This is a genomic window from Sneathiella litorea (assembly GCF_009882915.1).
Lineage (GTDB): Bacteria > Pseudomonadota > Alphaproteobacteria > Sneathiellales > Sneathiellaceae > Sneathiella > Sneathiella litorea.
The window spans coordinates 742,363-760,765 of the sequence record NZ_WTUW01000002.1; the positions used below are offsets into that span (position 1 = coordinate 742,363).

The 18,403-nt window shown below is 56.6% G+C and carries 18 protein-coding genes and 2 pseudogenes; 9 read left to right on the forward strand and 11 right to left on the reverse strand.

The window, feature by feature from the left end; translation table 11 throughout:
- Nucleotides 1–57 precede the first annotated feature (57 nt).
- Complete coding sequence (locus GQE98_RS09855) at nucleotides 58–3,048, forward strand: bifunctional [glutamine synthetase] adenylyltransferase/[glutamine synthetase]-adenylyl-L-tyrosine phosphorylase (protein ID WP_161315475.1); 2,991 nt, start codon at nucleotides 58–60, stop codon at nucleotides 3,046–3,048.
- Nucleotides 3,049–3,188: 140 nt separating this feature from the next.
- Here the strand turns inward: GQE98_RS09855 and GQE98_RS09860 are convergent, their stop codons facing one another.
- Nucleotides 3,189–3,719: a hypothetical protein gene (locus tag GQE98_RS09860; protein WP_161315476.1), complete on the reverse strand. Its 531-nt coding sequence runs from the start codon at nucleotides 3,717–3,719 to the stop codon at nucleotides 3,189–3,191.
- A gap of 289 nt (nucleotides 3,720–4,008) precedes the next feature.
- On the opposite strand from GQE98_RS09860, the gene bcp reads away from it, so the two are divergent.
- From bcp to GQE98_RS09880, 4 genes are all read left to right on the forward strand, one after another.
- Nucleotides 4,009–4,476 carry a thioredoxin-dependent thiol peroxidase gene (bcp, locus tag GQE98_RS09865; RefSeq protein ID WP_161315477.1) on the forward strand — a complete coding sequence of 156 codons (468 nt, stop codon included), beginning with the start codon at nucleotides 4,009–4,011 and terminating at the stop codon, nucleotides 4,474–4,476.
- Between the two features lie 3 nt (nucleotides 4,477–4,479).
- On the forward strand, nucleotides 4,480–5,310 hold the full coding sequence (locus tag GQE98_RS09870; RefSeq protein WP_161315478.1) for a DUF455 family protein: 831 nt from the start codon (nucleotides 4,480–4,482) through the stop codon (nucleotides 5,308–5,310).
- Nucleotides 5,311–5,406: 96 nt separating this feature from the next.
- Nucleotides 5,407–6,849 (forward strand): M23 family metallopeptidase, encoded by a 1,443-nt coding sequence (locus GQE98_RS09875; protein ID WP_161315479.1) that lies wholly within the window; start codon nucleotides 5,407–5,409, stop codon nucleotides 6,847–6,849.
- Nucleotides 6,850–6,870: 21 nt separating this feature from the next.
- Nucleotides 6,871–7,293 carry a bactofilin family protein gene (locus GQE98_RS09880; RefSeq protein WP_161315480.1) on the forward strand — a complete coding sequence of 141 codons (423 nt, stop codon included), beginning with the start codon at nucleotides 6,871–6,873 and terminating at the stop codon, nucleotides 7,291–7,293.
- A 70-nt stretch (nucleotides 7,294–7,363) separates the two neighbouring features.
- On the opposite strand, the gene ndk is transcribed toward GQE98_RS09880, so the two are convergent.
- A complete protein-coding gene (ndk, locus tag GQE98_RS09885; RefSeq protein ID WP_161315481.1) occupies nucleotides 7,364–7,786 on the reverse strand; it encodes a nucleoside-diphosphate kinase in 423 nt (140 codons plus the stop codon).
- A 146-nt stretch (nucleotides 7,787–7,932) separates the two neighbouring features.
- Nucleotides 7,933–8,775 carry a TauD/TfdA dioxygenase family protein gene (locus GQE98_RS09890; protein WP_161315482.1) on the reverse strand — a complete coding sequence of 281 codons (843 nt, stop codon included), beginning with the start codon at nucleotides 8,773–8,775 and terminating at the stop codon, nucleotides 7,933–7,935.
- 107 nt (nucleotides 8,776–8,882) lie between these two features.
- Here GQE98_RS09890 and GQE98_RS09895 point away from each other — a divergent pair, with 107 nt between their 5' ends.
- Entirely contained in the window at nucleotides 8,883–9,527 is a 645-nt protein-coding gene (locus tag GQE98_RS09895; RefSeq protein WP_161315483.1) for a TetR/AcrR family transcriptional regulator, read from the forward strand.
- A gap of 6 nt (nucleotides 9,528–9,533) precedes the next feature.
- Here GQE98_RS09895 and GQE98_RS09900 read toward each other — a convergent pair whose 3' ends face one another.
- Nucleotides 9,534–10,010, reverse strand: coding sequence for an SRPBCC domain-containing protein (locus GQE98_RS09900; protein WP_161315484.1), 477 nt, complete (start codon nucleotides 10,008–10,010; stop codon nucleotides 9,534–9,536).
- Nucleotides 10,000–10,326, reverse strand: coding sequence for an ArsR/SmtB family transcription factor (locus GQE98_RS09905; RefSeq protein ID WP_161315485.1), 327 nt, complete (start codon nucleotides 10,324–10,326; stop codon nucleotides 10,000–10,002). The genes GQE98_RS09900 and GQE98_RS09905 overlap by 11 nt, the downstream gene beginning before the upstream one ends.
- A 126-nt stretch (nucleotides 10,327–10,452) precedes the next feature.
- Between GQE98_RS09905 and GQE98_RS09910 the strand changes: the two genes are divergently transcribed.
- Complete coding sequence (locus tag GQE98_RS09910; protein ID WP_161315486.1) at nucleotides 10,453–12,345, forward strand: ABC-F family ATP-binding cassette domain-containing protein; 1,893 nt, start codon at nucleotides 10,453–10,455, stop codon at nucleotides 12,343–12,345.
- A gap of 72 nt (nucleotides 12,346–12,417) precedes the next feature.
- Here GQE98_RS09910 and GQE98_RS18545 read toward each other — a convergent pair.
- The 6 genes and pseudogenes from GQE98_RS18545 to GQE98_RS09935 form a co-directional block, all read right to left on the reverse strand.
- Nucleotides 12,418–12,486, reverse strand: a pseudogene (locus GQE98_RS18545) (hypothetical protein); the annotation flags it as partial.
- Nucleotides 12,487–12,537: 51 nt separating this feature from the next.
- Nucleotides 12,538–12,783: a CPCC family cysteine-rich protein gene (locus GQE98_RS09915; RefSeq protein WP_161315487.1), complete on the reverse strand. Its 246-nt coding sequence runs from the start codon at nucleotides 12,781–12,783 to the stop codon at nucleotides 12,538–12,540.
- 495 nt (nucleotides 12,784–13,278) lie between these two features.
- Nucleotides 13,279–13,446 (reverse strand): annotated as a pseudogene (locus GQE98_RS18445) (RHS repeat-associated core domain-containing protein); the annotation flags it as partial.
- A gap of 18 nt (nucleotides 13,447–13,464) precedes the next feature.
- Nucleotides 13,465–14,067, reverse strand: coding sequence for a hypothetical protein (locus GQE98_RS09925; RefSeq protein WP_202526217.1), 603 nt, complete (start codon nucleotides 14,065–14,067; stop codon nucleotides 13,465–13,467).
- A gap of 6 nt (nucleotides 14,068–14,073) precedes the next feature.
- Nucleotides 14,074–14,526, reverse strand: coding sequence for a DNA polymerase III subunit chi (locus GQE98_RS09930; protein ID WP_161315488.1), 453 nt, complete (start codon nucleotides 14,524–14,526; stop codon nucleotides 14,074–14,076).
- 6 nt (nucleotides 14,527–14,532) lie between these two features.
- Complete coding sequence (locus GQE98_RS09935) at nucleotides 14,533–16,041, reverse strand: leucyl aminopeptidase (RefSeq protein ID WP_161315489.1); 1,509 nt, start codon at nucleotides 16,039–16,041, stop codon at nucleotides 14,533–14,535.
- A gap of 130 nt (nucleotides 16,042–16,171) precedes the next feature.
- Here GQE98_RS09935 and lptF point away from each other — a divergent pair, with 130 nt between their 5' ends.
- Entirely contained in the window at nucleotides 16,172–17,305 is a 1,134-nt protein-coding gene (gene lptF, locus GQE98_RS09940; protein ID WP_281351272.1) for an LPS export ABC transporter permease LptF, read from the forward strand.
- The gene (gene lptG / locus GQE98_RS09945) at nucleotides 17,305–18,399 is read left to right on the forward strand and encodes an LPS export ABC transporter permease LptG (protein WP_161315491.1); all 1,095 of its coding nucleotides are present in this window, start codon (nucleotides 17,305–17,307) and stop codon (nucleotides 18,397–18,399) included. Before lptF ends, lptG begins: the two co-directional genes overlap by 1 nt.
- Nucleotides 18,400–18,403 lie beyond the last annotated feature (4 nt).

Here is an 18,403-nt window from a genome sequence, read left to right on the forward strand (position 1 = left end):
AAAAGTCTGTCCCGATAATCAACCTCACTATCGTAAACCATGCAACCCGGATTAGGAATGCAGGATATAACAGAAATTAAAAAAATTCCCTTTGCCGACGTGGTGGCGGAGCTTCCCTCCCCCGGCGATGCGGAGCAGCTTGCTGTCGGCCTTGAAAGCTGGAAAGAAGTGACGGCGGAGGATCCGACGCTTGCGGAGTTTGCGGGCAACCTCGAAACCTCGGCGGCGGGGGCGCGCATCCTCGCCAGTATTTTCGGGAACAGCCCATTTCTTTCCACCTGCCTGCTGGCCGAGCCACATCTTCTCCGCCATCTGGTTGAAGACGGAGCAGAGGAAACGCTTCGCTGGATATATAATGCGCTCCATGCAGACTGCCCTCTCGACGTGGATCGCGATGCGGTCATGGCGGCGCTGCGCATCGCCAAGCGGCGTATTGCCCTGCTGACCGCGCTCTGCGACATGGGGAAAGTCTGGGAACTGATGAAAATCACAGGCGTGCTCTCAAAGTTTGCCGATACGGCGGTGGAAATTTGCTGCCGTCATCTCCTGAAAGCTGCGAGCGACAAGGGCGAGCTGGTCCTGCCCCACCCGGATGACCCGACAAAGGACAGCGGCCTGATCATTCTCGGCATGGGCAAGCTTGGCGCGGGCGAGCTCAACTATTCCTCTGATATCGACCTGATCGTGCTGTTTGACGCGCAGAAAATCACCTATACCGGCCGCCGCTCGGTTCAGGATTGCTTCGTCCGCCTCGCCCGCAACCTCGTCACCATGATGCAGGAACGCACCCGCGATGGCTACGTTTTCCGCACCGATCTTCGCCTGAGACCCGATCCCGGCGCAACGCCGATCGCGCTCTCCATCGGGGCGGCCCATGTCTATTACGAAAGTCAGGGACAGAACTGGGAACGCGCCGCCATGATCAAGGCCCGCGCCATCGCCGGGGACATTGTCGCCGGGCGAGAGTTTGTTACTTTCCTGACGCCTTTCATCTGGCGCAAATCCATGGATTTTGCGGCAATCGAGGATATTCAGGCAATCAAGTCCCAAATCCACACCCACAAGGGATTTTCGAAAATCTCCCTCGAAGGGCATAACATCAAGATCGGTCGCGGTGGCATTCGCGAGATCGAGTTTTTCTGCCAGACCCAGCAGCTGATCGAGGGCGGGCGCAACCCGCTGCTACGCGAGGTGACGACGCTTGGCACCCTCTCCCAGCTTGCGGCTGCGGGCAAAATCGGCACCTCTGTGCGGGAAGAGTTGCAGGAGGCCTATATTTTCCTCCGTGAGTTGGAGCATCGCCTGCAGATGACCCATGACGAGCAGACCCAGCTCCTGCCGGAGGATCCGGAGGAGTTCCGAAAACTCGGCGTCTTTTTTGGCTACGACGATGCGGCGGAATTCCGTGCCAGCCTGCGCGCGACGCTTGAAACCGTGCAGGGCCATTATGACGCCCTGTTCGCGTTTGAGAAAACGACAGACCGCAAGGCCGGCCGGCTGGTATTCACCGGGGCAGAGGATGATCCGGAAACGCTCAACTCCCTCGCCGAGCTGGGGTTCGAGAATACCAGCGCCATCTCCCAGAAAATCCGCGAATGGCATCACGGCCGTTACCGGGCGACGCGCAATGTTCGCACGCAGCAGATCCTCACCGCGTTGATGCCGCAAATCCTCGAGGCGCTGGGCGATACCAGCAACCCCGACGCCGCCTTCACCCGTTTCGATGTATTCCTGCAGAAACTACCCGCCGGGGTCCAGCTGTTCACCATGTTCAAGGCACATCCGAGCCTGCTCAAGTTGCTGGCGAAGGTCATGGGCATGGCGCCGGAGCTGGCGGAGACCCTGTCCCAGAACCCGATGCTGCTGGATGGCGTGCTGGACAGTGAATTTATGGCACCGCTGCCGCCGAAAGACTATCTCGCCGCTGATCTTGAACTGATCCTCTCCACCGCGCGGGATTTTCAGGATGTCCTCGACTACACGCGCCGCTGGGCGAACGACCGCAAGTTCCGCCTCGGCGTACAGATCCTCGATAATGTTGATCATGGCACCGGTCTTGGTGCGACGGTGGCCGCCGGCCCTGCCTTCTCCGACGTGGCGGACGTGATATTGGAAGCGATACTGGTTAAGGTACGGGAGGAATTCGCCCGGACCCACGGCGTCGTCCCTGGCGGACAATTCGCCGTGATCGCCATGGGCAAGCTCGGCAGCCGCCAGATGACCCCGACCTCCGATGCGGACCTGGTCTTCCTGTTCGAGACCCCGGAAGAAGACATGATGACCGATGGCAAAAAGCCAATCTCGGCGGGCCTCTACTATACCCGTTTCTGCCAGCGCTTTATCAATGCGCTCAGCGTTCATACCGGCGAGGGAAAGCTCTATGAGGTCGATATGCGGCTCAGGCCTCATGGCAAATCCGGCCCCATCGCACTGCCAATCGAGAGTATCCGCAAATATTATCTGGACGAGGCCTGGACATGGGAGCATCTGGCCCTCACCCGGGCACGCGTGATCGCAGGCGATGCGGCTCTCTGCGAGAAGACCGAGAAAATGCTGCGCGAGATCGCCCTCACCAAGCGCGATAATGAGAAAATCCGTACAGATACCCTCGACATGCGGGCGCGGGTATTGAAACAGCATGGCAGCGACAACCCGCTTGCCATCAAGCATGCGCACGGCGGGCTGATGGACCTTGAATTCCTCTGCCAGTATCTCCGCCTTAAGCATGGCCCGGATCATCCGGACATTCTTGATCCCAATTCCATGGACAGCCTGAAGGTCATGAAGTCGGAAGGGATTTTAGCGCCGGACGTGGCCGACAGGCTGGTCGAAATCCTCCGGCTTTACCTCAATATCAGCGGCCTCAAGCAGCTCTGCCTCGGCGGACGGAAAATCGACGAGACCATCCCGCTCGCGCTGAAAAATGCTCTCGCGGCCACCGCGGAGGTTGATAATTTCGACGAGCTCGCTAAAAAGCTCAAGACCGCACAGGAGGATATCGACCGGCTCCTGAATGACTACCTCGCCGGTGACGCAGAAAAGGAGTGACCCATGCCCGACGTTGGAGAGAAAGCCCCGGAATTTAACATGCCCACCGATGGCGGGGTATTCAGAGCATATGGCGTTCCATTGCAGCGTCGGTAACCTTCATCCTCTCTCCTACTTTTTTATACATGTAAATGTCATAATCAAGGATAATTGATGCCGTGGTGTTTAAGCATTTTCATAAGATTTGTGCTTTCTAAGAAATCTCTATTCTTTGGTGATAGTCGATTAAGATCGACTTCCACGGCCCGGCTTGCGTTGTCAGTTATTGACCTGACCCCTCCAAAACGATTGACCTCAACTTGATAACCATCATCTTGGGCACCTATACTTCTAATGACACCTGAACTAAAACCGTCTACTTTCTTGGATAGGGATGTTGCCTCCTTAATCCGCATATAATAATAATAAGACATACATTTTATATCATCCGCCACCCGCTTCGCTTTTTGCCTATAAATAATGGATTTTTCATCGCCTCTAGAAATTTCACTTCCAAGCAGATAGTAGAAGACAAGCCGCTTTCTTTGTTTGTGACTTACCTGTCTTTCTAACTTTTCGCATGCAGCATCAACCATCTTCAGAGCATCAACGATACTTTGAAGATTTTTCGTAATCTTTCTTCCTAGATAGAATACTTTCAGTGAAAGAAGTTTTTCGTTGCTGACATACAAACCTATCACTCCTAAAATTTTTAAATGAACTAAATTTTATACTGAGTCATCCAAAGCAATTCGCCAAAGACCCCTATTCTCATGTATTCTGATAAATGATGATTCTTCACCTGAATCAGTGACAATATACAGCCGTTCATCTGCACGGATCAAAAAAACCTAGAACATCTGACAATCAGTACAATTGTGCAATGTTTGAGTAAATGTTAAAAGGTAAACTACGGCATTTCAAGAGTTTATGTATGTTTACGATAACTGTTTAAGTTGTGTGTTTGATTGGATCTAAATTATGACGGTACTGCAAGTTGGAGAGAAAGCCCCGGAATTTAACATGCCCACCGATGGCGGGGAGGATGTGAGCCTGTCTGCCCTGAAAGGCACGCCCTTTGTGCTCTATTTCTACCCCAAGGACAACACCCCCGGCTGCACCACCGAGGCGAAGGATTTCACCGCCAGTATCAAGGAATTCGACAAACTCGGCGTGAAGGTGATCGGGGTTTCCCGTGACTCCCTCAAAAAACATGCGAATTTCCGCGAAAAGCAGGAGCTGGAAGTCATTCTCGCCTCCGATGAGGATGGCGCGACCTGCGAGGCGTTTGGCGTCTGGGTCCTCAAGAAGAACTACGGCCGTGAATATATGGGGATCGAGCGCTCGACCTTCCTGATCGATGGCGAAGGAATCATCCGCACTGTCTGGCGCAAGGTGCGCGTGAAAGAGCATGTGGATGCGGTGCTGGAGGCGGCGAAAGCCCTGTAGACGGTGACAACTCTCTCTGAACTTGCGGTCTCTGTCCTTACCGAGGCGGACGCCGCGACAAAGGCCGCCAAAAGCCGGGAAGCCGCCGCCGCTTGGCGGGCCTCAAATGGCGCGATGAAGATCGGCAGCCTGACGCCGCCCGACCGTCCCGCGCGTCCCGACCGGCCCGAACTGCTTCCCCCTGCGGAAATGCCGCGTCGGCGCGGGCAATCCGACGCAGCGCGGGCGACCCTTCTCCATGCGGTGCAGCATATCGAACTGAACGCCATCGATCTCGCCTGGGACATGGTGGCGCGCTTCACCGATCAGGACCTCCCCCGCGCCTTTTATGACGACTGGGTCCGCGTTGGTGATGAGGAGGCGAAGCATTTCACCCTGCTCGCCGAGCGGATTGCGGAACTTGGCTATTCTTACGGTGATTTTCCCGCCCATGACGGGCTGTGGGAGGCGGCGATGTCAACACGTGAGAACCTCGCCGCCCGGCTCGCCGTGGTGCCGATGGTGCTGGAGGCGCGCGGCCTCGATGTGACGCCCGCGATGATTGACCGATTCGGCAGGATCGGCGACGAAAAGAGCGTCAACGTGCTTAACATAATCCTAAAAGATGAAATTGGTCACGTCGCAATCGGCAGCCGCTGGTTCCATCATTTCTGTGAAAAGAGCGGCATCGACGCCGAAAAGACTTGGCAGGCACTTGTAAAAAAATTCTTTAAAGGCCTTTTAAAACCCCCATTTAACGAAGAGGCGCGATCAGTTGCTGGACTGCCTGTCAATTACTACCATCCGCTGTCCATGCCGCAATTGTCAAAAGAGACAAAAAACGCCAAAATTTAGCGGTCTCGGTGAGCAGTTGAAGTTAACGAGAAAATCGGTTCTATTACCTCGCATTCCCGTATTTATTGAAACTCAACAGAAGATCAGGATGAGCAAATGAAGCTGAAGGCCGTCGTGAATAAGCTCTTTACGGACCGTCAGGTTATCATTTCCACGCGTGGTCAGCTGAAATACCTCCGCCTTTCTGTTGCGGCGCAAGCCATGGGTTTTGCCGCCGCCGTCGGTTTTGGCAGCATGTTCGCCTATCTCATGGTGTCCGGCGCACTGCAATACCGGGAAGTAACGCAGCAGCAGGCGGCCCTTCTCTCCCTCCAATCAGATTTTAGCGCCGTCTCGGCGGATTTTGAGCTCGCCCAGGCGAAGATTGCCGCCACCCAGGCCGAGCTTGATCAGCAGTATATGCGCCTTGAGGATATTCTCGCCGACCGGCATGTGGTGGAAAAGGCGCTGGAATTTGCCTCTGCCTCTCCTGGTGATGCGATGGAGAAGAAATCCCTGGAAGACCGCATCCGCGTCCTTGGGGAAAGCCTGCACAGCACCAATGAGCGGCGCGAGCAGCTTGAACTGGAGATCATGCAGATCAATAAGGTGCTGTTCCAGACCGCCCGTGCACGCGATGAGGCCGACACCGACCGCCAGAAAACGGAACAGCGGCTGTCGAGCCTGCGGGGCCTCGTCAATCTCTATGCCTCGACCAAGGATGAAATTTATAAACAACTGGAAGAAACCCGCGCCGAGTTTGCCAACCTGAAGCAGGAATTCAACAACCGGCTTCACAGTGAAGACCAACTCAGCAACGAAGTCGGTGCCCTGCGGTCACGTCTGACAAAAATGTCGATGGAGAACAAGGACCTGATTGCGCGGATCCATGACCGCACCAACGAAAGCGTCATGGCCCTGCGCGAGATTATCGTGCTGACGGGCCTGGATCCGGAGAAACTGCTTGGCGCTGAGGCGGATATCGGCCTTGGCGGCCCCTTCCTCGCCGTGACACCCAGCGCGAACCTGCTGGATACGGAACAGGATTACTACGCCCAGACCCAGAAGATGGAGGCGAGCCTTGCGCGGTGGGAGTCTCTACAGACCCTGCTCAACCAGCTCCCCCTCGCCCGGCCGGTGGATGTTGGTTATATCACCTCGAGCTTTGGCAAGCGGCGCGACCCGATGAGCAAGCGGACCGCCTTCCATTCCGGCGTTGATATCGCGGGTCCGAAAAACTCCAAGGTTCTGGCCACCGCGCCGGGCGTTGTGACGTTTGCCGGTCGTAACGGCGCCTATGGCAATATGGTCACCATCGACCATGGCCGTGGTTTCCAGACGCGCTATGCGCATATGAAAAAAGTACTGGTCAAAAACGGCCAGAAAATTGAATACCGGACAGAAATTGGCGTAATGGGTTCAACCGGTCGAAGCACCGGTCGCCATGTTCACTACGAAATCATGTATGAAGGTGAGCATCAGGATCCGGTGAATTTTATCAAGGCTGGAAGATACGCGTTCAAAGCAACGCCGAAAGTCGAGAAAGCCGCCAACGAGTAAACCGTGAAGTGAGGTTGTTCCATGTTTTCCAGTAACAGCAAGAACGAGCCAAAATCCACAAAATCCAACGCCATGCCCTCGATCATCGCTGAAAATCTCAATATCGAGGGGAATCTCACCTCGGAGGGGGAAATCCAGATCGACGGCAAGGTCAGTGGCGATGTGCAGGCAAAATTACTGACCATCGGGCAGAATGCCGAGATTACCGGCGATATCAACGCGGGCACGCTGATCATCCGCGGCGCGGTGAATGGCAGCCTTCGCGGTGAGGAAATCACCGTCACCTCCACCGCGACGGTCAAGGGCGACATTATTCATGCCTCCCTCAGTATCGAGCCGGGCGCGAAGATCGATGGTCACTTAAAGCATAGCGACAACCCGCGCGACCTGCCCGAAACCGTCACTTTCCTTGACAAGTCCGAGGCCGCGAGCGGCGAGAAGTAACTCCCCGTCCGGACAGAGACAAAAAAAAGGCCCGCTAACTTGCGGGCCTTTTCTTTGGGGTAAGCTATCCTTAGCCGACGATTTCAGAGCCGGAGAAGAAATAGGCAATCTCGATCGCGGCGTTAGCCTGGCTGTCGGAGCCATGCACGGAGTTGGCTTCGATGCTTTCGGCGAATTCCTTGCGGATCGTGCCTTCGTCAGCGTCGGCCGGGTTGGTCGCGCCCATGACTTCGCGGTTCTTCATGATGGCGTTTTCCCCTTCAAGAACCTGTACGACAACCGGGCCGGAAACCATGAAGTCGCAAAGCTCACCAAAAAACGGCCGTTCCTTGTGAACGCTGTAGAAGGTTTCAGCATTTTCGCGGGTCATCTGGATACGCTTCTGCGCGACGATGCGCAGGCCGGCTTCTTCCAGCTTGGCGTTGATCTTGCCAGTCAGGTTGCGGCGGGTTGCATCGGGTTTAATGATGGAGAAAGTACGTTCAAGAGCCATTGGGTCACTCACCTTAATGTAGGGGACAAAGGAATATTTCCGCGCCTTATAGCGGGGATGCGCGCAAGGGGCAACAGATTTACGGCAAAATTGAAGCCCCGCGCGCGCAATTGTCGGCCCAGCCCTCTCCCGCGGGTCATCTTTCGTCAGTAATAGGCCGGGCTATCGGCAATGGTGAGGCGGTGGAGCAATCTTTCCTGCCCCTCATATCCGCCGGTTGCGCAATGCAGGACGGAGCGGTTATCCCAGAGGACGAGCATGTCCGGCTCCCATTTATGGCGATAGACAAATTCCTCCCGTCCCTGCCAGCGATAGAGCTCTTTCAGCCTCAACTTCGCGCTGTCGTGATCCATCCCGTCGAGATCGACCAGATAGCCGCCACCGAAAATTCCCTTCTTCCCGGTTTCCGGATGGTTGCGGATGACCGGGTGTGTCTCCGTCTTGTTCGCCTCGTCAGAGATGTTGAACCGCATCGCGCCCTTGAAATTTTTCTCCGAATAGGCGCCATCGCGGGAATAGGCCCCGCCGGCCGAGTGAACAGCGGTCAGGTTTTCGAACCGTTCCTTCATCTCCGGTGGCATTTCCTCCCACGCCAGATGCTGGTTGGAAAAGAGGGTGTCGCCCCCTTCCGTCGGGATAATCTTGCCATAAAGCATCGTGCCCGACGGCGGCACGGGCATGAAGCTCCAGTCTGAATGCCAGTTGTCGGCAAAGATCCGCCCCGTCTCATGGGCGTAGCGATGGACCGCCGCAATCTTTTCATGACCGTCGATGGGGTGAAAGAACGGATCATCCCCAATCGGACCGAGATATTCGGCAAACTTTACGAAATCGTCATTGTCCAGCTTCTGGTCCGGGAAGACGAGAACATGATGATCCATCCACGCCTTGCGGATAGTGGCCAGGTCTTCTTTACCGATAGGAGCCGACAGATCGACTCCCTCAATCCGGGCGCCGCAGGGCGCATCAATTTTTGTCACTGTAATCATTGGACATCCCCGTATTTTTATTTTCTGAAGACATATCATTAAATTTGTTGTTGACCAACAACTATTTTGATATGGTGGTATCCTCTTGATATTACATGGGATTTGACATGAGCCCTGCCACTGCCGCCCTGCGCCCGCGGAAAAACCCGGAACGTCGACAGGAATCCAGCCAGCGCATTATCGAGGCGGCGACGGAACTGTTCGCCGAAAAGGGTTATCAGCGCACAACCCTGATCGAGATTGGCCGCCGCGCGGGCTGCACGGGCACGCTGGTCAGCAACCGCTTCGGCAGCAAGGATCGGGTGCTACGCGCCGTGATCGCCCATATTCTCAACCGGTTCGAGACGGACGAAACCCTCTCCCCTCCGTCGAAGGAGAGTGATCCGCGCCCTGCCGCGGCGCAGCTTGAAACCTTCGTGGCGACCTATCTCAAGGATGTGGCCGCCCGGGGGTCGCGCATCCGGGCGCTCTATGTGCTGATGGGGGAAGGTCTTGGCTCCCTCCCCGAAATCGGAGAGGAGATCGCCCATGTGAACCAGGTGTTCCGCGGTGAAATTATGACCTATCTCACCCTCGGGATGGAAAGAGGGGAACTCCCATCCTCCCTCGATCCGGCGATCCTCGCAGGCCTGATCATCGGGCTGCTACGCGGCGTTGCCATGCAGATCCTCGCCGAGCCAGCGCATCTGCCGCTAGACGCGCTGATCACCGCCTGCCAGAAGTCCGTCCAGGCGATGATCCGCGCAGGGTAAGCCGTTTTACGCCGCGCTTTCCGTGGCGCAGGGGTTGGCGAAAACATCCATGGGTTCATCCGTCTCCAGATAGGATTTGAGGCTGGAAAGCACGAGCGGCCAGCCCCGCGAGATCCCCTCGGCCATCCCGCTGCCCGCCTCCAATTCGTCATGGGTGACGGTCAGCTTCACCATATCCTCATACGGCACCAGATCGAAGGTGACCCGGCTATGCTTGTCGGGGTTGTCATAGTCGGACTGGTTCGCCCAGCTAATGACGAGGCGTTTCGGCGGATCAATTTCCACCACGTCGCCAGCCAGCATCACTTCCCGCTTATCATTGGCGCGCACATGCTCCCAGCGCGATCCCACCTTCCAGTCGGAGACATTCTCATGGCCCCAGTAGCGGGCGGCAATTTCGGGCCGGGTAATCGCCTCGAATACCTTTTCCGGCGTCGCGCGGATATAGGTCACATAGACGAATGTTACTGTCTCACTGCTCATCATTCTCTCCTTCCAGTTCGGTTTTCAGGTCATGCAGCAGGGCGAGGCGCTGCTGCTCGAATTTCCGTATCCATCGCTCGTAAACCATCTGCAGCGGCACCGGGTTGAGGAAATGAAGTTTCTCCCGCCCCCGCTTTACCGTTGAGACAAGATTGGCCTCCTCCAGCAGCCCGATATGCTGCGTCACGGATTGGCGCTTCATGTCCAGATGCTCGCATAGCTGCCCGAGCGTCTGGCCGTTCTTCTCGCAGAGCAGGTCCAGCAGCTTCCTGCGTGTCGGATCGCCCAGCGCCTTGAATGTCTTGTCATCATCCATACTCTACTCCTTAGGATGAAATTTATGCAGGTATTTACCTGCATGTCAAGAAGAACCCTCCGATTTCGTGTCTATAGGCAATTTTCCGCCTTTCGGGCGGGCGCGCTTTCTGTTAGAGAGTGCCCCATGCTACAAATCAAGGATCTGACATACCGCATCGCCGGACGTACACTGCTGGAAAATGCCTCGCTGCATATTCCGGTCGGGCATAAATTTGGCCTGATCGGGCGCAACGGCACCGGCAAGTCAACGCTGCTCAAGATGATCACCGGGGAAATTCATCCCGACGGCGGCACGATTGAGCTGCGCAACGGTGCGCGCCTGGGTGTCCTGCCGCAGGAAGCGCCGGGCGGCCCGGAAAGCCTGATCGAGGCGGTACTCGCCGCCGATATTGAGCGCGCGGCCCTGATGAAGGAGGCGGAGACCGCCACCGACGGCATGCGCATTGCCGAAATCCACACCCGCCTTGCCGACATCGACGCCCACACGGCGGAGGCACGGGCGGCGAAAATCCTCGCCGGCCTCGGCTTCGATCATGAGGCGCAGCAGCGCTCCTGCTCGTCCTACTCCGGCGGTTGGCGGACGCGTGTTGCGCTTGCGGGCACGCTCTTTGCCGAACCTGACCTCCTTCTCCTCGACGAGCCGAGCAACTATCTCGATTTGGAGGCCACCCTGTGGCTGGAGAATTTCCTCCGCGGGTATCAGCGCACCCTCGTCATCATCAGCCATGACAAGGACCTGCTGAATAACGTGGTGACGGAAATCGCCCATCTCGACCAGATGAAGCTCGTCAAATATACCGGCAACTACGATTTCTTCGAGAAAACCCGCCGCGAGCAGATGGAACTCTTGGCTGGCATGGCCCGCAAGCAGGAAACACAGCGCAAGCATCTGCAGAGCTTTGTCGATCGCTTCCGCGCCAAGGCGTCCAAGGCACGACAGGCGCAGAGCCGCGTGAAGATGCTGGAGAAGATGAAGCCGGTCGTCGGCATTGTCGATGAACATACGGCGAGCCTGACCTTCCACGCGCCGGAGCCGCTTTCCTCCCCCATTATCACGATGGAGCATTGCGCCGTCGGCTATGCGCCGGGCAAGCCAGTGCTGCGCGGGCTCGACCTGCGCATCGATATGGACGACCGCATCGCGCTGCTGGGTTCCAACGGCAACGGCAAATCAACCTTCGCCAAGCTGCTCGCCAACCGGCTGAAACCCGAAACCGGGAATATGCAGAAATCGAACAAGCTGAAAATCGGCTTCTTCGCGCAGCATCAGCTTGACGAGATGCATGAGAACGAGACCGCCTACCAGCATCTCGCCGCGAAAATGGAAAACGCGCAAGAATCCAAGGTGCGTGCCCGTCTCGGCCAGTTCGGCTTTTCGCGCCAGAAGACCGACACGGCGGTAAAGCAGCTCTCAGGCGGCGAGAAGGCGCGGCTCAACTTCTGCCTGATCGCGGAGGAAAAACCGCATCTGCTCATCCTCGACGAGCCGACCAACCATCTTGACGTTGATAGTCGCGAGGCGCTGATCCAGGGCCTCAACGAGTATGAGGGCGCGGTCCTGCTCATCAGCCATGACCCGCATCTCGTCTCCCTCGTCGCCGACCGGCTCTGGCTGGTGAAGGACGGCGGCGTGCATGCCTATGACGGCGATATCGAGGATTACAAGAAGGAAGTGCTCGACGCCGCGCGCGGTGGCAGCAACAGCCGCAAGAATGACACGGCGCCGGGGCAGCCGAAACTATCCGGGAAAGAGGCGCGAAAGGCGCGCGCCGCAGCGCGTGCCGCTCTCGCCCCGAAGCGAAAAGAAGTTACCCGCCTTGAAAAGACGATGCAGGAGCTTGCCGCCCAGCAGAAAAAGCTCGAAGCCGAACTCGCCGACCCCACGACCTACGACAAGGGCCCGGCGCATCAGGCCAAGCTCACCGACCAGATCGGCCGCCTGAAAGCGGACCTTGCCAGCACGGAAGAAAAATGGCTCGCGCTTACGGAAGAACTTGAGGCCGAAGGCGCGGCTTAGGGCGGTTATCGTTGGCGGCGGAGCCGATAAGGCTGTCCTCCTCCCCGAAGGGTTCGGTGCGCTCGCGTCCCAGACGATGTTGCGATCCACATCCGTCATCTTCTGCGGCGCGCCGAGATGATCAGGGTGGACGAAGTTCATCTCCTCCCCGTCATTGGAGACCAGCCTGATCGCGTCGGCAAAGACCGACGATCATTTTGGCACTTCCTCCGGCAATGGCTGCCTAACATAGCGTTGGCACTCTTTTTTCACTGCGCCAAATTTCAAGAAATTAGCTTTGGCTTCAATCAGGCTTACTCCATTCGCTCCACCAACAAAGTTTGGATCTTTACTTTGAACCGGATCATCCTCCCAATAACACACAGGGCATATATCAAAAGAACCCGCAGGCATTTCGTCAAAGGTCAAGTAACTACAACATGGACAAGCATATTTCATAATTAAACCTTATTGATTGTTCCAATATTTACTTTTTCCCGTCGGCCGAAACATTGTTTTCGGGGCACCGAGAGAATTTTTTGCCGCAAACATATTCGATTTAGGATCATAAAGTAGTTTATCACCATTTGGGCGTGATTTAGTTAACGTACTTTTTGGAGGGTTACTGGTGAATTTCTGTGCCCCTTTTACATATTGGCTGGCATTTTCATATTCAGGGAACTGCTTTCCATGCTTCTTATAATGATCATATGCATTTTCCACTGCGTTACGCGATTTACTTGATGACCAAAATGGCGGCTTCTTTGCCGCTTTCCAAAATGTTTTAGCGTATTTTACACCTTTAGCCGCCACAGGCAGCAGTAACCATGGCGCTTCGTCCTTAGCGAATTTAACTAAATCGACGCATTCCGGCTCCCAATTGTTTTCATGCAGCTCCAAGAGATAGTCAATTCCCACACCAACTGCGGCACCGACCACGGCAATACAGACACCTCCACAGGCAAACTCACCCGTCGGATCCACATAATTCACCGGATTGCCGCTGACATAGCCGTAGGTGTTGATCCCGCCTGCGAGTCCGATGGGGTCGGACTGGAGGTAGCGGCCGGTGGTCGGGTCATAGTCGCGGAAGTAGTTGTAGTGAAGGCCCGTCTCCGCCTCCAGCCCCCGTAAATCCCCCTAAATCTGCGTCTCAATCCCCAGTGAGGCGATCAGTTCGAAATAGGCGAAGAGGGCGAAGAGGAAGAAGGCGAAGAGGACGAGTTCGTGCTTGAACTGGTGGGAGTGGAAGAATTGCCGGTCGCGGTGGCGGATCACGTCCATCAGCTCGTCGCCGAAGCGGATTGAGAGAAAGGTCCCGATACCAGAGAGCAGGATCACCGCCCAGTAGGGATAGGGATTGCGCAGGATCTGCCCCAGCAGATGCGTCACGATCGTGGTGTCGTAATACTGCGGCGCGAGGCTGAGGGTGGTCACATTGATAAGGATGGCGACAATCCACACCGCCACCTCCGAGATCACCATGCGGATCTGGAACAACAGCCGGAGCGGGAAATCGAGCAGGAAACCCGCATCCGCCACCGGCGTACAGAGGACGAAAAAGCTCCAGGTCAGCAGCGCCGCGATCCCGCCCGTCGCCACGTCATATTCATAGGCGAGATAGCCAAAATAACCGAGCAGGACCAATACCAGCAGCAGGAACTTGACCAGCAACTGACGGCGCGGCCGCATCGCCGATGACGCAGGCGCGGCATTTTCGGGCTGCTCTGTCATCTCATCCATGACCCATCACGCCTTCTTCTCCCACCCTGCTTCTGTCTGCTGGTAGTAGCTGACCGCAATATCCTGCTCCTTGAAGGCTTTCCAGCGGGTGCGGGCGGCGGTGAGCGCCGTTTCGTCATTACCGTCGAACATATAGAGGCAGCGCTCGAATTTCTCGAAGTCGTCGGCCGCGGCGTCCTCGGTCAGGACGAGGACATTGGCGCCGTTCGCATTCCCCTCGCCCGCGCGGGTGAGCAGGATCGGCTGCGCCGCGGGATCGAGGCCGGACTCGTCGCGCGCATGGGGCAGGAAACTCTCACCCCGGTAGGACCAGAGGCTCTCATCGAGCGCCTCCAGCCGTTTCTCCATCACCCCGCGCACAATCACGCGAAAGCCGCGCTCCGTCACCTTCTCGAGCAGACGCGGCAGCGCCCGCTCGATCGGGTCCGATTGCAGGTGATAGAAGCTGACCTCGCTCACGGGGTGCTATTTGCCCTCGTAATAGTCGCGAATGAACTTGTCGAGCAGGCGAACGCCATAGCCCGTGCCGCCCTTCGGCACCGTCGGCTTGTCGGCCTTGGACCAAGCCATGCCAGCGATATCGAGATGGACCCATGGCACATCATTCACGAACTTCTGCAGAAATTCCGCCGCGACGATGGAGCCTGCGCCCCGCCCGCCGGTGCCGATATTCTGCAGATCGGCGATGGGGGATTTCGTCTGCTTGGCGTAAGCGTCGGACATCGGCAGGCGCCAGACCCCCTCGCCCACAGCCTTACCAGCCTCGAAAATCTGCTCCGAGAGTTCATCGTTGTTCGAGAACAGCCCGGCGTTTTCGTGGCCGAGTGTGACGATGATCGCCCCGGTGAGCGTCGCGAGATCAACCATGAATTCCGGCTTGAAGCGATCCTGCGTGTACCACAGCGCATCTGCGAGCACGAGACGGCCCTCCGCGTCGGTGTTCAAAATCTCGATCGTCTGTCCGGACATGGAAGTGACAATATCGCCCGGCCGCTGCGCATTGCCGTCGGGCATATTCTCGACGAGGCCGATGACGCCGATAGCGTTGACTTTCGCCTTGCGACCCGCCAGCGCCTTCATCAGGCCGGTCACGGTGCCCGCGCCGCCCATGTCCCATTTCATTTCCTCCATCCCGGCGGCGGGCTTGATGGAGATGCCGCCGGTATCGAAACAAACGCCCTTGCCAACGAAGGCGAGCGGCTTGCGGCTGGCCTTCTTGCCGGTTGCGCCGTTCCACTGCATGACGACGAGGCGGCTTTCCCGGCGGGAGCCCTGCCCCACACCGAGCAGCGCGCCCATGCCAAGCCGCTGCATCTTCGCCTCGTCCAGCACCTCGACATGAACGCCCATGTCCGAGAGCGCAAGGCACTGCTCGGCGAAGCTGTCCGGATAGAGTGTATTGGCCGGCTCACTCACCAGGTCTCGGGTGAGGAAGACGCCTTCGGCCAATGCTTCCATATCGGCGAAAGCCTTGCGTGCAGTCGCCGAGCCCTTGCAGGACACCGTCATGCGGGTGAGTGTCGGTTCCGATGCTGCATCCGTGCTGGTCTTGTATTTCTGGAAACGATAGGAGCCGAGCATTGCGCCCATGGCGACAGAGGCCGCAGCCTCATTCGTTTTGATATCTTCCGCGCCAAGTTCGTCAAGGATAACGGTGACACTGCGCGCACCGGAACTGTTCAACCTTTTGACGAGGGACCCGCCGAGATTTTCCATATCCAGCTGGCCGAGCTTTTCCGTCTCGCCCAAGCCGAACAGGACAACGCGAGACACCTCAAGGCCGGTCGGTGCGACAATCTCCAGGAAATCACCCTTCTTGCCAGTAAAGCGGCTTGTCTCCAGCGCGCGGGAAAGGGCACCATTGGTCTTTTCATCCACTTCCTGCGCGGTCGGGGACAACGCTTTATCGGCATAGATCGCGACCGCGAGCGACCCGCGTTTGGGAAGGGAGATTTCAGAAAATGCGAACTTCATGGAAAATTCCTATTGTTTTCGTTATTTGAATCAGCGATACGGTGCGTCATCAACTATTTGTGCATAATATTTTTCATAGCGCGTCCTTTCCTGACTGGCAACAAGCAAAACTATCGCTATACTCCCCAACATGAAAAATATTAACCGTTATATTATGAGGCAATTGGCTGTACCAATGCTCTTTATAACCTTTTCGCTGACCGGGGTGATCTGGCTATCGCAGTCACTCAAGTTTGTCGAAAAGCTGATTAACGGTTTACCGGTTTCCACCTTTCTCTATCTCTCTTTATTGCTGCTCCCCGAAATCCTGCGTTATACGCTTCTGCTGGGGCTGTTTTTCGGGACATTGTTCGCCTTTAACAAGCTTTATTCCGATAGTGAACTCATCGTTATGTGGGCAGCGGGCCTCAGTAAATCGGCACTCGCCAAACCGGCTATTTATCTCGCGCTGATTATTGCGCTGATCATGTATTTTCTCGGCTTTCTCCTGGTACCCTATGGAAACCGGACGGTGACGGAGCTGCGGGTCGCCTGGCAGGACAGCCTTGCGGCGGTGGTCCTGCGCGAGGGGGTGTTCAATTCGCTCGCCGCTGGCGTCACGGTCTATGTCCGAGAGAAGACCTCCACCGGGGAGATGCTGGGTATCCTGGTTCATGACGAACGGGTACCGGAAAAACCCGTCACCTATATGGCGGAGCGTGGTGCCTTCGTGAAAACCGAGGAAGGTCCGCGCTTTGTGATGCATGTCGGAAATCTTCAGGAAGTCTCAAAGGACGATGCCAAGCTGAGCCTGCTCTATTTTGACCAATATACGCTCGATATCAGCCAGTTCGAGAAGAAGAGCGGTGCCCGCTGGCTCTCACCGGAGCATCGCTATATCTGGGAACTGATCAACCCGGAAGACAGCGAGCGTGTCCAGCAGGAAGCGCGCAAACTGAACGCAGAGCTGCATCAACGCATAGTGCTGCCGTTCTATGCGGTGGCGCTCGTCTTTATCGCGCTTGCCGGCGTGATGGGGGGAGAGTTTTCCCGCCGCGGTCGATCCAGGCGGATGACCGTTGCCGCCGCGGCCGGTGTCCTCCTGCTGATTTCCGCCATGGCCCTCTTTCGGGCGACGGCACAACCGGCTCTGGTCACGACAGCTCTCTATCTGTTGCCGGTGTTGATTTCGTTCGCCGCCGCTTATCTTGCGTCCGGCCGCCAACTCTGGTTTCTTGATAACAAGATAGCGCCGGATAACCTGGCCAACGGGGAGCCGGGCTGATGCTGTTACCCGAGACGCTATCGCTTTACCTTGCCAAGCAGTATCTTAAAAATGTCGTGATAATTTTCAGCGTCCTGATGACGATTGTCTTCCTCGCCGATTTTATCGAGGCCTTGCGCCGCGGCGGCGACCGAGAGGATATCACCATCGTCATCCTGCTGCAGATGGTGCTCCTGCGCATCCCGACCCTGGCGCTGAAACTGCTGCCCTTTATTGCCCTTTTTGGCGGCATGCTGACATTCTTCCGCCTTTCGAAATCCAGTGAGCTCACCGTCATTCGTGCGACCGGCGTGTCGGTCTGGCAATTCCTTTTTCCCTCCCTGTTCATTTCCTTTCTCATTGGACTGGTGGTGCTGACGGTCATCAATCCTATCGCCGCCACCATGCAGAGCCAGAACGACCGGATGGAGGCAAGGTATTTTGAGACGAAAACTAACCTGCTAACCCTCTCCACCAATGATCTCTGGCTACGGCAGGTCGATGATAAGGGGCTCTCGGTCATTCATGCGCGCGGGGCTATTAATCGCGGGCTCGACCTGACGGATGTGATCATTTTCAAATATGATACCAATGACGAGTTTATCGGCCGGATCGATGCGGAACAGGCGCGGCTACATCCCGGTTTTTGGGAACTGGATAATGTCGTCATCACCGGCCCCAATAAACCGGCCGAACGGCACGACAAGATAGAGCTTCCCACCTCCCTCACGGTACTCCAGATTCAGGAAAGCTTTGCATCCCCGGCGACGCTCTCCTTCTGGGATCTTCCGGGCTTTATCGAGACGCTGGAACTCGCCGGATTTTCCGGTGACCGCCACCGCCTGCACTGGTACAGCCTGATGGCCGGGCCGATCCTGATGCTGGCTATGGTTCTGGTGGCCGCAACCTTCTCCCTGCGCACGCTGCGTCAGGGCCGAACGGTCCTTATGGTACTGGGCGGGATCACGACGGGATTTGTCTTTTATTTCATGACGGATATCATCTATGCATTGGGGTTATCCGGGAATTTGCCGATAGTCTTTTCAGCGTGGATTCCGGCGGCGGCCATTACCCTGTTCGGGCTGGCCATGATGTTTCATCTGGAGGATGGTTAGAAGA